This window comes from Stenotrophomonas sp. STEN014 (genome assembly GCF_056760315.1).
This window is the reverse complement of sequence record NZ_JBRREN010000001.1, coordinates 49,957-63,184: the sequence shown is the minus strand read 5'-3', so window position 1 is coordinate 63,184 and position 13,228 is coordinate 49,957. Positions and strand designations below refer to the sequence as shown.

12 protein-coding genes are annotated in these 13,228 nt (G+C 63.4%); 2 read left to right on the top strand and 10 right to left on the bottom strand.

Annotated elements, in window-relative coordinates; translation table 11 throughout:
• The first annotated feature begins 50 nt into the window (after window positions 1-50).
• Both ACVOMC_RS00255 and ACVOMC_RS00250 read left to right on the top strand, forming a co-directional pair.
• On the top strand, window positions 51-347 hold the full coding sequence (locus ACVOMC_RS00255) for a hypothetical protein (protein ID WP_481522378.1): 297 nt from the start codon (window positions 51-53) through the stop codon (window positions 345-347).
• Window positions 344-1,111 carry a pyridoxine 5'-phosphate synthase gene (locus ACVOMC_RS00250; RefSeq protein WP_481522377.1) on the top strand — a complete coding sequence of 256 codons (768 nt, stop codon included), beginning with the start codon at window positions 344-346 and terminating at the stop codon, window positions 1,109-1,111. Before ACVOMC_RS00255 ends, ACVOMC_RS00250 begins: the two co-directional genes overlap by 4 nt.
• A gap of 664 nt (window positions 1,112-1,775) precedes the next feature.
• Here ACVOMC_RS00250 and ACVOMC_RS00245 read toward each other — a convergent pair.
• From ACVOMC_RS00245 to dnaN, 10 genes are all read right to left on the bottom strand, one after another.
• On the bottom strand, window positions 1,776-2,186 hold the full coding sequence (locus tag ACVOMC_RS00245; RefSeq protein WP_054659085.1) for an ExbD/TolR family protein: 411 nt from the start codon (window positions 2,184-2,186) through the stop codon (window positions 1,776-1,778).
• 3 nt (window positions 2,187-2,189) lie between these two features.
• A complete protein-coding gene (locus ACVOMC_RS00240; RefSeq protein ID WP_054659087.1) occupies window positions 2,190-2,615 on the bottom strand; it encodes an ExbD/TolR family protein in 426 nt (141 codons plus the stop codon).
• A gap of 46 nt (window positions 2,616-2,661) precedes the next feature.
• Window positions 2,662-3,405, bottom strand: a complete 744-nt coding sequence (gene exbB, locus ACVOMC_RS00235; RefSeq protein WP_054659089.1) for a TonB-system energizer ExbB — start codon at window positions 3,403-3,405, stop codon at window positions 2,662-2,664.
• Between the two features lie 90 nt (window positions 3,406-3,495).
• Complete coding sequence (locus tag ACVOMC_RS00230; RefSeq protein WP_481522376.1) at window positions 3,496-4,167, bottom strand: energy transducer TonB; 672 nt, start codon at window positions 4,165-4,167, stop codon at window positions 3,496-3,498.
• Between the two features lie 146 nt (window positions 4,168-4,313).
• On the bottom strand, window positions 4,314-5,504 hold the full coding sequence (locus ACVOMC_RS00225; protein ID WP_481522375.1) for a tetratricopeptide repeat protein: 1,191 nt from the start codon (window positions 5,502-5,504) through the stop codon (window positions 4,314-4,316).
• Between the two features lie 156 nt (window positions 5,505-5,660).
• On the bottom strand, window positions 5,661-6,485 hold the full coding sequence (locus tag ACVOMC_RS00220) for a M48 family metallopeptidase (protein ID WP_481522374.1): 825 nt from the start codon (window positions 6,483-6,485) through the stop codon (window positions 5,661-5,663).
• Window positions 6,486-6,538: 53 nt separating this feature from the next.
• Complete coding sequence (locus ACVOMC_RS00215) at window positions 6,539-7,387, bottom strand: CPBP family intramembrane glutamic endopeptidase (RefSeq protein WP_481522373.1); 849 nt, start codon at window positions 7,385-7,387, stop codon at window positions 6,539-6,541.
• A 71-nt stretch (window positions 7,388-7,458) separates the two neighbouring features.
• The gene (gene gyrB / locus ACVOMC_RS00210) at window positions 7,459-9,918 is read right to left on the bottom strand and encodes a DNA topoisomerase (ATP-hydrolyzing) subunit B (RefSeq protein WP_481522372.1); all 2,460 of its coding nucleotides are present in this window, start codon (window positions 9,916-9,918) and stop codon (window positions 7,459-7,461) included.
• A gap of 110 nt (window positions 9,919-10,028) precedes the next feature.
• The gene (gene recF / locus ACVOMC_RS00205) at window positions 10,029-11,129 is read right to left on the bottom strand and encodes a DNA replication/repair protein RecF (RefSeq protein ID WP_481522371.1); all 1,101 of its coding nucleotides are present in this window, start codon (window positions 11,127-11,129) and stop codon (window positions 10,029-10,031) included.
• Between the two features lie 827 nt (window positions 11,130-11,956).
• Complete coding sequence (dnaN, locus tag ACVOMC_RS00200) at window positions 11,957-13,057, bottom strand: DNA polymerase III subunit beta (protein WP_057506194.1); 1,101 nt, start codon at window positions 13,055-13,057, stop codon at window positions 11,957-11,959.
• Window positions 13,058-13,228 lie beyond the last annotated feature (171 nt).

Here is a 13,228-nt window from a genome sequence, read left to right as displayed (position 1 = left end):
CCGTGCCGGCTAGCCCCGTTACACTTCCTTCCCTCTACCGGGAGATCGTCATGTACTGGCTGTTCCTGCTGCTCGCGCTGGGTGCGTTCGTGCTCGCCATCTCGGCCACACAGACCTGGCTGCTGTTGCTCTCGCTGCTGGCATCGCTGGTGTTTGCGCTGCTGTGGGTGAAGGGCCTCTATGCCGCCCGTATCGGCGGCGCTCTGACCGATGCGCCGCGTGCGTTGCATCCGGCGGAACTGCAGGCGCTGCGCGAACAATTCCGCGTCGATGCCGCCGCGCCGACCGTCGCTCCGCCCCCCCCAGTGCAGCCGGCAAAGCCGGATCGGGAATCCCCGCAGCCATGACTTTCCTCAGCGTCAACGTCAACAAGATCGCGGTGCTGCGTAATTCGCGCGGCGGGGGGGAGCCTGACGTGGTACGGGCGGCGATGACCTGTCTGCGCGCCGGTGCGCACGGCATCACCGTGCATCCGCGCCCGGACCAGCGCCATATCCGCGCCGACGACGTGCTGGCGTTGTCCGCACTGACCCAGCAGCACGGGGTTGAATTCAATATCGAAGGCAATCCGTTCGCCCCGCCGCGCGAGGGCTATCCGGGCCTGCTGCCGCTGTGCGAGCAGACCCGCCCGGCCCAGGCTACCTTGGTACCCGATGGGGATGGCCAGCTGACCTCCGATCACGGCTTCGACTTCACCCGGGATGGGGAACGCCTGCGCCCGCTGATCGCCGCACTCAAAAGCTACGGCTGCCGGGTCAGCCTGTTCGTCGATGCCGGCAATCCCGACATCGCCCAGGCCGCCGCGCTCGGCGCCGACCGCGTCGAGCTGTACACCGGCCCCTACGCCGAAGCCTTTGCCGAAGGCGATCCAACCGCCACACTTGCGGTGTTTGCCGACGCCGCGCGCCGCGCGCAGGCCGCCGGTCTTGGGGTCAATGCCGGCCATGATCTGTCGCAGGCCAACCTGGCCACGTTCCTGCGCCACGTGCCCGGCGTGCAGGAAGTCTCCATCGGCCATGCGCTGATCAGCGAAGCCCTGTACGAGGGGCTGGAGACCACCGTCGGCGGCTATCTCGCCGCGATCAGCGGGGTCGCATCCGGCAACGCCTGAGGGTCGCCCCGGCACGCAGGCGTTCCACCGGACTGCCGCTCACCGCACCAGCGCGGCAGCGCTTCTACCTCGTCCACCACTGGTGGGCGGGGATTCCTCGCACTTTGGAGCAGATCTTTTTCGCCGTCTCTGCGGGCTGCGCGCGTCCCTCAAAGCGACTGGCGGCCAGGCGGTGCAGGAAAGGCACGTGCTGCGCGCAGGTTGCTTCACCTGCCACGGAGAAAGAAGTGCTCCCCGCCGCTGCGTGTACGCGTGCGCCCGGCCACGTGGTGGGTGCGCACGTCCGTACTGCCGTTGCGAAGCATCTGAAAAGGCCGCGCTCCCGGGGCTCTCCAAGCCACCCGCGCCAAGGGTGGGGGCACCTGTGTCCCGCAACCGCACCACACAGGCGGCCCCGCGCAGCACCTTGTCGGGTGCGTATAAAGCAAGAGGGCGGCTCCGCCGGCTACCGCAGGAGCGTCATTGCGCGCCCTCGGCATGTCCAACAACAGCCATCGCACCAGGCGGCAGCACGGTGCCCGGCTTGCCCACAGCGCCGGGGTTTCATTAGGGACAGCTGCGAGTGCCAGCCACTGCGCACGCGGGCGAAGAACGCCGGGCAGAAAAAAACGCCCCCGATTGCTCGAGGGCGTTTTCCAGTCGCGTCATGACTTGGTGTTGCGTATTACTGTACGAAACCGATCTTGAGCATGCGGGCGTTCTTGGCCTGGGCCAGAATCTTGGCCATGACCTCGTACTCCGAATCCGGATTGGCGTCGATGCGAAGTTCCGGCTGGTTGGTCGGATCCTTCTGTACTTCCTCTTCCATGCGCTGCTGCAGCTCAGCCACGTTGACCGGACTGTTGTTCCAGTACACCTGGTTGCTGGCATCCACACGCAGCTCGATCGGCGGCGGCGGCTCCTTGAGCTGCGGCGGCGGGTTGATCACCCGCTGCGGCAGATCCACGGCGATCGGGTAGGTCATGATCGGCGCGGTCACAATGAAGATGATCAGCAGCACCAGCATCACGTCCACGAGGGGCGTGACGTTGATGTCGGCCATGGGGCCCTTGTTACCACCACTACTGAAAGCCATCGCTTATTGCCCCTTTTCTTTGGTGGCAACGAAACCGACGTCCAACATGCCCTGGCCCTGCGCGATCTTGGTGACTTCGTTGATCACCTTCATCTTGGTGGTCTTGTCACCACGCAAGTTGAGCGGAGGCTGGGGGGTCTGCTGGGCAGCCGTGGCGAAACGCGACTCCAAGGTCTCCTTGGAGACCTCTTCGTCGTTCCAGTAGAGCGAACCGTCTTCCTTGACTGCCACCGTAATCGGGCTCGGGCGCTTTTCGGCGTCGTCCGGATTGATGACCAGGTTGGCCTCTGGCAGCTCGACCTTGACCTTGTGGGACATCAGGGGAGCCGTGATGATGAAGATGATCAGCAGCACCAGCATCACGTCCACGAGGGGCGTCACGTTGATGTCGGCCATGGGGCCGCTGCTGTTGTCACTACTGAAAGCCATAACGGGCTCCGTCTATATCGTTGCGAGGACTGCTTGGCTTGCCGGATTAGCGGACGCGCGAACCGGTGGCGAAGAAGTCGTGCAGATCGTGGGCGAAGGTGTCGAACTTGCTGACCGTCGCGCTGTTGATCTTGCTGAAGAAGTTGAAGGCGAACACGGCCGGGATAGCCACGAACAGACCGATGGCGGTCATGATCAGGGCTTCCCCCACCGGGCCGGCAACGGCGTCGATCGAGGCCGAACCGGTGGCACCGATCTTGATCAGCGCGCCGTAGATGCCCCACACGGTACCCAGCAGACCCACGAACGGAGCGGTCGCACCGACGGTGGCCAGCAGGATCATACCACCCTGCAGCTTGTTGGATTCGCGGGTCACGGCCTGACGCAGGGCGCGGTCCACAAACTCAGAACGGCTCAGGGTTTCGCCGGCACCAGCCTGCTGGTGATGGGCGGCCGCCTGGGCAGCGTCCAGGGCAATCTTGGAGAACGGCTCCGAAGCGGCCTGCTCTTCCATCGCACGGACAGCTTCCTGCGCGTTCGGGGCATCCCAGAACAGGCTCGGCACGCGGTCAGAAGCGGACTTCAGGCGCGCGGTGCGGAAGGTGTTGATGACCGTCCAGTACCAGGACATGGCCGACATCACCACCAGGGTGATCAGCACGACCCAAGAGACGGCGAAGTCGCCCGGCTGGGAGGTCATCTCGTGGATCAGGTGCTCGAAGCCCATCTGCGAGAGCGCGTTGTTTGCGTTGCCCCCGGCAGCAGCGGCGATGAAAATTTCCTGCAGCATGACGCTTACCTTTGTTGTGTGTGGTGTTAAAGGGTGTAGCTAAGTACGAAAAACGTTCCGCGGGGGCGGCCGTCAGGGCCGCCGCCGGGATCAGCTCAGCGCAAAGTTGACCGGGACGCGGACGCGACCAGCTGCCTTCGCCCCACCGCTCTGGGCGGGGTTGAACTTCCACTTGCGCGCCGCTTCCATTGCAGCCCGGTCGAGATCGCGATTGCGACTGGACTTCTCGACAGACACATTGGTGACATTGCCGTTGGCATCGACATCAATGATCAGGATGACCTCGCCCTGGATACCGGCGCGGAAAGCGGCCGGCGGATAACGCGGCGGGTTCATGTTCTTGGACGAGATGTCCACGCTGGCCTGGATGTCGACCGGAGGCGCCGGCGGGGCCGGCGGCGACGGTGGCGTCACCACGTCGGTCGGACGCGGTTCAGCGACGTCGATCGGCGGTGCTTCCGGCGGCGGCGGCAACGGCGAGGGCTTCGGCGGCGCGAGGTTCTTGACCGGCGGCGGCGGGGTATCCGTCGGCGGCGGCGGCGGCGGCGGTGGCGGAGGCGGCGGCGGCGCGTCGACCAGCGTCACCATGACATTGCGTTCCTTTTCCGCGGCGGCCTTGGGAGCCACGGCAGGAATCAGAAGCATCATCAGGGCTGCAAGATGCAGTGCGATTACAAAGGCGATACCGGCGATACGGGGCCAGCTCAGACCCTTATCTTTCTCGCCGTCATACCTGTGGTGGAAGACCAGTTGTTCCGTCATGCGCCAAGAGCTCTTTAGTGGGGTCGGGACGACGCTGTTATGGCGCCCCTGATTCAGCGGTGCATGACACCGCAGGAACCTCCAAGCTTATACCAATCCTGACCAGCTGCGCATCACAAATGCAGCTGTTCAGGCGTTATTCCTGCTTACTTCAGGTTGATGATTTTGTTTGCATCAGCCGGGTTTTTGACACCCTTGGCCAACGCGTCCCGCGCGGCCTGCTTGGCCTCCGGAATACGCCCCTCCGAGTGCAGCACACGTGCCAGATTCAGGTACGTCTCGCCATCCTTGGAAAGCGGCGCCGCCTTGCGCCACGCGTCAATCGCCTGCGGTACCTGGTCGCTGTAGTAGTACGACTGCGCCAGTGCCAGGTAGACCTGGTGGTCCGGCTTGAGGATGCCCTTCTCCAGGCCCTCGTTGATCACCGCAATGACGTCCCGTTCCTTGTTGTCGGTGTTGGCATAGATCGAGTACAGCTGCTTGTACTCGCGCTCTTCTGTGAGCTGGCCAGCGGCGCGCAGTTTGTCCATCACCGCGGCCGCCTTGTCCATCTGGTCAGCCTGCATGTACATGCTGGCCAGATTCAATTGCGCCTTCTTGTCGGCCGGATTCTTGGCCGCCAGTGCTTCGGCTTCCTTGACCGCTTCAGCGGTCTGGCCCGCTTCGGCGTAGGCGGCCATCAGCAGCTGGTTCCAGTTGTCCTTGGGCTCGGGCGAAGCGGCGATGGCCGCCTTCAGCACCGGAATGGCTTCGGCATACTTTTCAGTCTGGTACAGCGCCTGGCCCTTGATGACCAGTTCTTCCGGCTTGGCCGACTTGGACTCGGCAAAGTACTTGTCCAGAGTGGCCAGCCCCTCGGCGTACTGCTCGTCCTGCAGCTGCAGCTGGGCCAGCATCAACATCGCCTGGAAGTGGCCGTTGTTGTCCAGCTGGTTCAGCGCGATGGCCTGCTGCAGATACTGCTTGGTGGCGGCGCCATCATCCAGGTTGTAGGCCGCCTGTGAGGCGAGCTGGTTGGCAACGGCCTTGTCGTAATCGTTGGCATCGGCCGAGGCGATGATTTCATCGGCCAGCGTGCGGGTCTGCGCGTAGTCGTCCTTGTTGTACGCGGCGAACAGCTTCTGCAGCTTGCCGCCCATCTTCGAAGAAGGCTTGCCGTTCGGCTCGGTGCGGGTGGCTTCCGGAAAGAGCACTTCAGCCTTGGCGCTCCCCTTGCTGCGACGCTCGTTGCGATCAGACGAACGCGCCTGGGCAAAGGCATCGGCAACCACAACACCGCCGAGCAGGGTCGCAATCAGAACGGAAAGCACTGCTTTCTTGGGGCTGTGGGAAATCATGGTTCACCTCGTTGAAACCGCCAGGGCGGCACTGAAAACGGACGGTCTGGAAAAAGCAGAGCCGGCAAACGTACCAGAAAATATTTGATGGAGAAATCACTTCCGATGCTGTATTGCACCAATGTCCAGGGGACTGCCCGCATCGGTCGCCCCGGGTCAACCGCAGCGCGGGATGCGGCCCGCCTGGCGCGCCTGCTGGTAAACGGGCTGCAACATCGGGATATCGCGTTGCAGTTGGCGGATGCGGTTGGCCGGATCGGGATGGGTGGAGAGCCACTGCGGCGAACGGTTGCCGCCGGCCGCCATCATGTTCTGCCACAGATCCACCGCCTGGGCCGGGTCAAAACCGGCCTGCGCCATCAACCGCTGGCCTACCTCATCGGCTTCACCTTCCTGGGTGCGTGAGCCCGGCAGCAGGATCAGCCCCTGCGCGCCGAGGCCGCCGAACTGGTTGACCACGCTAGTTCCCGCATCGCCATAGGCCGCGCCGGCCAATGCGCCGATGATGCCCAGTCCGATCTGGGTGCCCTGCTGGCGGGTCAGGCGCTCTTCGTGGTGACGCGAGATCACATGGCCGATTTCGTGGCCGATCACCGCGGCCAGCTGATCCTGGTTTTTGGCGGCACTGAAAATGCCGGTATTGACGCCCACTTTTCCGCCTGGCAATGCGAAGGCGTTGGGCTCCTTGTCGACGAACAGCGCGGTTTCCCAACGTACGCCACGGTACTGGGCAGGCAGCTGCGCGACCAGGGCATTGACCACGCACTGCACATAGCCGTTCTGGGTGCCGTCGCGGCTCAGGGTCTGCTTGGCCTTGATCTCGGAAAATGCCTGCGCGCCGAGTTGATCCAGCTGCTGCTGGGACACGCCACCGACCACCTGGCGGCGCCCGGTGGGCGAGGTGGTGGTGGCGCAGGCGCTCAGCAGCAAACCGATGGTCAACGCACAAAGAATCGATTTCACGCAAGCCCCCTTATTCATGCCCGCAGTGTGCGGGCGGCTGGCTTAATTTTCCGTCAATCCGACGTGCAGATTTAGCCGGTACCGAACACCACCAGCGCGCCCAGAGCGATGGCATTGTTGATCGCATGGGCGGCGATGGCAGCCCACAGCGTGCCGGTCTTGCGGTACAGCCACGCGAAGGCCGCGCCCATGCCGCCGTAGATGAGCCAGAGCTGGAGAATCTCGGGCAGGCCGTTGGCGCTGGTGCCGGGGACCTCGTGCATCAACGCGAAGGCGGCACTGCTCAGGACAATACCCAGTGCAGGGCGACCGGCAGCCCACAGGCGTCCGAACAGCACCCGGCGGAACAGCAGCTCCTCGTAGGCCGGCGCCAGGAACACTGCGAACAGCAGCAGAAACAGCGGAAAATTGGCCAGCGCCTGTTCCATCAACGGCAGATTGGTCGGCACCGGCTCGATGCCGAGCTGCTTGGCGCTCCAGCCGATGAAACTGCTGCCGGCAAAGACCAGCGCAGCCACCAGCAGTGTCCAGCCCCAGGTCGATCCGCGCCGGAGCGCGTGGGCGGAGATGCCGCGTTCGGCCGAGGTGGCACGGCGCCGCCAGACATACACCAGCAGTGCGGCCCCCCCGGTGGAGATCAACGCCATCAGCATCTGCGCCAGGGCGCCGGGTTGGCCGAGCAACTGCGCCATGTCGGCGGCCGCGGACAGGCTGGTCCCGCTGCGGGCGGCCTCCCGGCCGACCTCCACCCCGCGCCATAGCCCCCAGACCACACTGCACAGCAGGCTCAGGCCCAGCAGTGTGGCCGCGGCGATCAGCAGATCGAGAAAGAACCCTGCAACCGGCGAACCGGCCTGGCGGATACCCGCTGCGGAGCGTGCAACGGCGGGAGCGGACGGAAGCGGGGGCTGGGCGGACATCGCGATCCTTGGCAGAGCGGTAAAAAAAAACGGGCGCTGCGCGATGCAACGCCCGTCTTGGGACTGGTGGGTCAGATATCCAGGTTCATGACCTTCAGCGCGTTGTCCTCGATGAAGTCACGACGCGGTTCCACCACATCGCCCATCAGGGTGCTGAAGATCTGGTCGGCCGCCACCGCATCTTCGATGCGGACCTGCAGCAGACGCCGGGTATCCGGATTCACCGTGGTGTCCCACAGCTGTTCCGGGTTCATTTCACCCAGGCCCTTGAAGCGCTGGATCTGGCGGCCCTTCTTGGCTTCCTCCAGCAACCAGGCCTGGGCCTGGGCAAACCCGCTGACTTCGGCCGATTTGTTGCCACGGCTGATCCGTGCGCCTTCCCGTACCAGACCGTGCAGCAACTGCGAGGCCTTGTGCAGGGCGCGCAGTTCCCCCGATTCGAACGCCGCCAGCGGCAGCACCTGGATCAACTCCTCGCCCATGTGGCGACGGGTGACCAGCACCGCGGCCGGGCGCTGTTCGGTGGGTTCCTGCAGTTCCAGCGTATAGCGCGGCGTTCCCAGGCTGCCCCGGTTCAGGTGCTTGGCCAGTGCATCCAGGCCTTCGTCCTCGCCCGCGGTACGCAGGTGTTCCAGGTCCATCGGCGTGAAATCGACCAGCGCTTCGAGCAGGCTGCGGTCGTAGCGATGGGCATTGCGGTCGATCGCGTCCTGCGCCGCCGCGTAGGCCAGCAGCAGGCTTTCCAGCGCCACGCCTTCGATCGGCGGCTCACCATTGGCCGGAATCAACGCGGCGTTTTCCACCGCGCTGTTGGCCAGATAGGCGTCCAGTGCCGGGTCGTCCTTCAGGTACAGCTCGGTCTTGCCCTGCTTGATCTTGTACAGCGGCGGCAGGCCGATATACACGTAACCGCGCTCGATCAGCTCCGGCATCTGCCGGTAGAAGAACGTCAACAGCAGCGTGCGGATGTGCGCGCCGTCGACGTCGGCGTCGGTCATGATGATGATCTTGTGGTAACGCAGCTTGTCCGGGTTGTACTCGTCGCGGCCGATGCCGGTACCCAGCGCGGTGATCAGCGTGCCGACCTGGTCGGAGGCCAGCATGCGGTCGAAGCGGGCACGTTCGACATTGAGTATCTTGCCGCGCAGCGGCAGCACCGCCTGGTTCTTGCGGTTGCGGCCCTGCTTGGCCGAGCCACCGGCCGAGTCACCCTCGACGATGAACAGTTCCGACAGGGCCGGATCCTTTTCCTGGCAGTCGGCCAGCTTGCCGGGCAGGCCGGCGATATCCAGCGCACCCTTGCGGCGGGTCAGATCGCGCGCCTTGCGCGCGGCCTCACGGGCACGGGCGGCATCGACGATCTTGCCGGTGATGGCCTTGGCTTCGTTCGGGTTTTCCTGCAGGAACGCTTCCAGCCGCTGGCCGAAGGCGTTTTCCACCGCCGGTCGCACATCCGAACTGACCAGCTTTTCCTTGGTCTGGCTGGAGAAGCTCGGGTCCGGCACCTTCACCGAGAGCACCGCGATCATGCCTTCGCGCATGTCATCACCGGTCAGGCTGATCTTGGCCTGCTTGGCGATGCCGTTCTGCTCGATGTAGTTGCTCAGCACCCGGGTCAGCGCGCCGCGGAAACCGGCCAGGTGGGTACCGCCATCCTTCTGCGGGATGTTGTTGGTGAAGCAGTACATCGTTTCCTGGTAGGAATCGGTCCACTGCAGCGCCACTTCCACGGTGATGCCGTTGTGCTCACCGGTCACCGCGATGACGTTGGGGTGCAACGGGGTCTTGAGCTGCGCCAGATGCTCCACGAAGCTCTTGATGCCGCCTTCGTAGTGGAAGTCGTCGCGCCGGCCTTCGCCGCGCTCATCGACCAGAACGATCTTGACGCCGGAGTTCAGGAAGGAGAGCTCGCGCAGGCGGCGCGCCAGGATTTCGTAATGGAATTCGACGTTGTCGTGGAACGCCTTGAGCGAGGGCCAGAAACGCAGGGTCGTACCGCGCTTGCTGCTGGCTTCGAGCTGCCGCAGCGGGCCGCACGGAGCGCCATCGGCGTATTCCTGCTGGTAGTGGAAACCGCCCTGGTAGATGTCCAGCAACAGTTTCTGCGACAGCGCGTTGACCACGCTGACACCGACGCCGTGCAGACCACCGGAGACCTTGTAGCTGTTGTCATCGAACTTGCCGCCGGCGTGCAGCACGGTCATCACCACCTCGGCGGCGGAGACTTCGCGGCCCAGCTTGGCGCTCATCTGTTCGTGCTTGCCGGTCGGAATACCCCGCCCATTGTCCGAGACCGCGACCGAGCCGTCGGCGTGGATCGTGACCGAGACCTGGTCCGCATGACCGGCCAAGGCTTCGTCGATGGAGTTGTCGACCACCTCGAACACCATGTGGTGCAGACCGGTGCCGTCATGGACGTCACCGATGTACATACCAGGACGCTTACGGACAGCCTCCAAGCCCTCCAGGGCGGTAATGCTGTTGGCGTCGTAGTTGCCGTTGTTTGCCGGGGTGTTCTGTTTTTCAGTCATTGCGCTTGCCGTAGGCTCCGCAGGTCGTACGCCCGCCATCATGGCCGGGTACGAGAGATAGGGGATTGCCGCCAAATTATACCAGCCGGGCCATTGAGCGCCCGGGACGGTCAATCGAGGCGCTGAACCACGCCATGTTCCACGTGGAACCGGGTCGGCGCGGTGGGGGAATCTGCCAGCGCTGCCGGCGGTTCGGTGGCGGTGATGAACACCTGCGCCGGGGTCTGCGCCAGCCACCCCAGGACGCGCTGCTGGTGTCTGCCGTCCAGCTCCGATGCCAGATCATCCAGGGCGATCACCGGCCATTCGCCCCGCTGGTCCGCGTAATCCTCGGCTTGCGCCAACAGACACGCCAGCGCGGTCAGCTTGGCCTGCCCGCGGGACAGCGCGTCCCGGCCCGGAATCTGGGCAAAACGGGTACTCCAGTCGGCCCGATGCGGCCCGACCGAGGTGTAGCCGGCCATCCGGTCACGATCCCGGCCAAGCAGCAGTGCGTCGGCCAGGGCCATTTCCTGGCGGCGCCAGCCCGGTTGCAGCTCCAGCGCCTGCAATTGCAGGGACGGCGCCAGGTCGGCGGCGATCCGGATGGCCCGATCCTGCAAGCGTTCCAGGTAGTGCTGGCGGCGGGAGGTCAGCGGGGTACCGGATTCGGCCAGCTCGTGATCCCACGCATCCAGTGCCGTGGCGCTGGCCCCGCTTTTGAGCAGGGCGTTGCGTTGCTTCAGCGCCCGTGTGTAGCGCCGCCAAAGCGGAAGAAAATCGGGTTCCACGTGGAACAATCCCCAATCCACGAAGCGCCGGCGCGGTTCACTGCCGCCACTGACCAGCGCATGGCTACCCGGTTCGAACGTGACCACCGCCAGGGCCGCGCACAGCGTTCCCAGTTGCGAGACGTCTTCGCCATCCAGACGGCCTCGCCAGGTATGGCCGCTATGGGCCAGTCCGGCACGACGTCGCTGTACGGCACTGCCCGCAGGGCCCCGTTCCTCCCATTCCACGAACACATCCAGGCCTTCAGCCTGTTTCTGCACCAGACCATCGCGTACCCGCCCGCGGAAACTGCGGCCATAGGCCATCAAGTGCAGTGCCTCCAAGAGACTGGTTTTTCCGGCGCCATTGTCACCGGTGATCAGGTTGATGCCGGGGCGGGGGGCCAGTTCCACGGAATCGAACCGGCGAACACGGTTCAGGGCCACACGGACGATATGCATTGACGCTCTGCTGAAAAACCCGATGCCGCTGCGCCATCCGCAACGAACAGAGGCTCAGCTTAAAGCATCTGGCCCTGTACCCCGTGCGCAGTGTCCGCGTCACCGGCAGGACGGAATGACGAACACCCGCAATTCTTTGAAATCTGAAACGCCGTGGCGGGAATACCCGTGCAGATTTCACGAAATCACAGCCTAATCCGGGCAAGGACAGAACAGGGCACAAAGCTTGTGTATAAGTAGGGCAACCTGTGGATAAAAACAGCTCTTTTACCCCTGTCGCGACTTATGCACAGCTATCCACAGGCTAGACCCCGGGTTCTACAGGGGGTTTCAATGCCATCAAATCCATATAAAACAATAACTTGATAGAGTTCTACATGAAATCTGCCCCTACCATCACCACCAAGCTTTTGATTTATCTTCTAATTTAAAAGCTTTGATAGAAGCAGAAAACGCGTCCAGCCTTGAGGAACGAGGCAGGTAACGGTTTTGCTGGGCGCAACGTCTTAGCTGCCTGATCTCACGGTCACAACCCACGGCAAGCGCTACAGGAAAAAGCGCGTGCCGCCTCGGGAGCAGAGGAACTCGATCTCGGCGTTTCTCCGGCTCGTCGGCTGCAACGACTGACCAGAAAAATTTCCACGACAAGGGATATCACCACGTTCCACGGGGAAGGCGCTGTGCTTGATGCAAGAAAACGGCAGGCCTTGGGAAGCTGGCTGCCTTGACGTGGTCGGCCTGAAATCCAGCTATCACCAATGAGCACGAAAAACGCAAAAAAAAGCCCGGCGATGCCGGGCTTTTTCGTGTTCCACGTGGAACATCGGTCAGAGGCGCAGCGGCATCACCACGTGACGCGACTTCTCGCTGCTGGCTTCACGCACCAGGGCCGAGGAGTTTGAATCGCGCAGCTGGATCACCACATGCTCGTCGCGCAACGCCGACAGCGCATCCAGCAGGTAGTTGACGTTGAAGCCAATGGCCAGATCACTGACCGTGGTATCGGCTTCGATCTCTTCCTGGGCTTCTTCCTGCTCCGGGTTGTGCGCGCTGATCTTCAGCTGGCCCGGGCTCACTTCCACACGCACACCGCGGTACTTCTCGTTGGACAGGATCGCCGCACGCTGAAGGGAAGCGCGCAGGGTTTCACGCTCGACTTTCACTTCCCGATCGGCGCCGATCGGAATGACGGCTTCGTAATCCGGGAAACGGCCATCGATCAGCTTGGAAGTGAAGGTCACATCGTCGCGTTTGACACGCACGTGGCTGCGGCCGACTTCCAGCTCGACTTCGCGCTCGCCGCCTTCCAGCAGACGCTGCAATTCGGTCACGCCCTTGCGCGGCACGATGATCTGGCGCTTGGCTCCGTTGCTGTTTTCCAGCGCGGTTTCACACAGCGCCAGACGGTGGCCATCAGTAGCCACGCAGCGCAGCGTCTTGTCGCGCAGGTCGAACAGCAGACCGTTGAGGTAATATCGCACGTCCTGCTGCGCCATCGCGAACGCGGTGCGTTCGATCAGTTCCTTCAGTGCCGCTTCCGGCACCACCACGCGCTCGGTGGCTTCCACTTCATCCACCGACGGGAAGTCGTTGGCCGGCAGGGTGGCCAGCGTGAAACGGCTGCGCCCGGCCTGCACGGTGATCTTGTCACTGGTCTGCGAGACCGTGATACGGCTGCCATCGGGCAGGGCGCGGATGATTTCGAACAGCTTTCGCGCCGGAATGGTGGTTTCGCCGTCCTGGGCATCGTCAACGGCGATGCGGGAGACCATTTCCACTTCCAGATCGGTACCGGTCAACGACAACTGGCCCTCCTGGACCTGGACCAGGAAATTGGCCAGAACCGGCAGAGTCTGGCGGCGTTCTACCACGTTGACGACCTGGGCCAACGGCTTGAGAAAGGCTTCGCGCTGCAGTGTGAAACGCATGTGGTTTCGTGCCCCTATGCTTTAAAAGATGTGGTTTAAATCAAAAGCTTGGTGGTGATGGTAGAGCCAGATTTCGTTTAAAACACACCTAAGTGTTTGTTATTCAAAGGTTTTCAATACCTGAAACCCTCTGTATTACTGACCCCGAGCAGGGGGATGAACCTGTGGATA

Excerpts from the sequence above, each read along its gene's own strand:
- ACVOMC_RS00255 (WP_481522378.1), top strand. The coding sequence starts at position 51 with ATGTACTGGCTGTTCCTGCTGCTCGCGCTGGGTGCGTTCGTGCTCGCC.
- ACVOMC_RS00250 (WP_481522377.1), top strand. The coding sequence starts at position 344 with ATGACTTTCCTCAGCGTCAACGTCAACAAGATCGCGGTGCTGCGTAAT.
- ACVOMC_RS00245 (WP_054659085.1), bottom strand. The coding sequence starts at position 2,186 with ATGGCTTTCAGTAGTGGTGGTAACAAGGGCCCCATGGCCGACATCAAC.
- ACVOMC_RS00240 (WP_054659087.1), bottom strand. The coding sequence starts at position 2,615 with ATGGCTTTCAGTAGTGACAACAGCAGCGGCCCCATGGCCGACATCAAC.
- exbB (WP_054659089.1), bottom strand. The coding sequence starts at position 3,405 with ATGCTGCAGGAAATTTTCATCGCCGCTGCTGCCGGGGGCAACGCAAAC.
- ACVOMC_RS00230 (WP_481522376.1), bottom strand. The coding sequence starts at position 4,167 with ATGACGGAACAACTGGTCTTCCACCACAGGTATGACGGCGAGAAAGAT.
- ACVOMC_RS00225 (WP_481522375.1), bottom strand. The coding sequence starts at position 5,504 with ATGATTTCCCACAGCCCCAAGAAAGCAGTGCTTTCCGTTCTGATTGCG.
- ACVOMC_RS00220 (WP_481522374.1), bottom strand. The coding sequence starts at position 6,485 with ATGAATAAGGGGGCTTGCGTGAAATCGATTCTTTGTGCGTTGACCATC.
- ACVOMC_RS00215 (WP_481522373.1), bottom strand. The coding sequence starts at position 7,387 with ATGTCCGCCCAGCCCCCGCTTCCGTCCGCTCCCGCCGTTGCACGCTCC.
- gyrB (WP_481522372.1), bottom strand. The coding sequence starts at position 9,918 with ATGACTGAAAAACAGAACACCCCGGCAAACAACGGCAACTACGACGCC.
- recF (WP_481522371.1), bottom strand. The coding sequence starts at position 11,129 with ATGCATATCGTCCGTGTGGCCCTGAACCGTGTTCGCCGGTTCGATTCC.
- dnaN (WP_057506194.1), bottom strand. The coding sequence starts at position 13,057 with ATGCGTTTCACACTGCAGCGCGAAGCCTTTCTCAAGCCGTTGGCCCAG.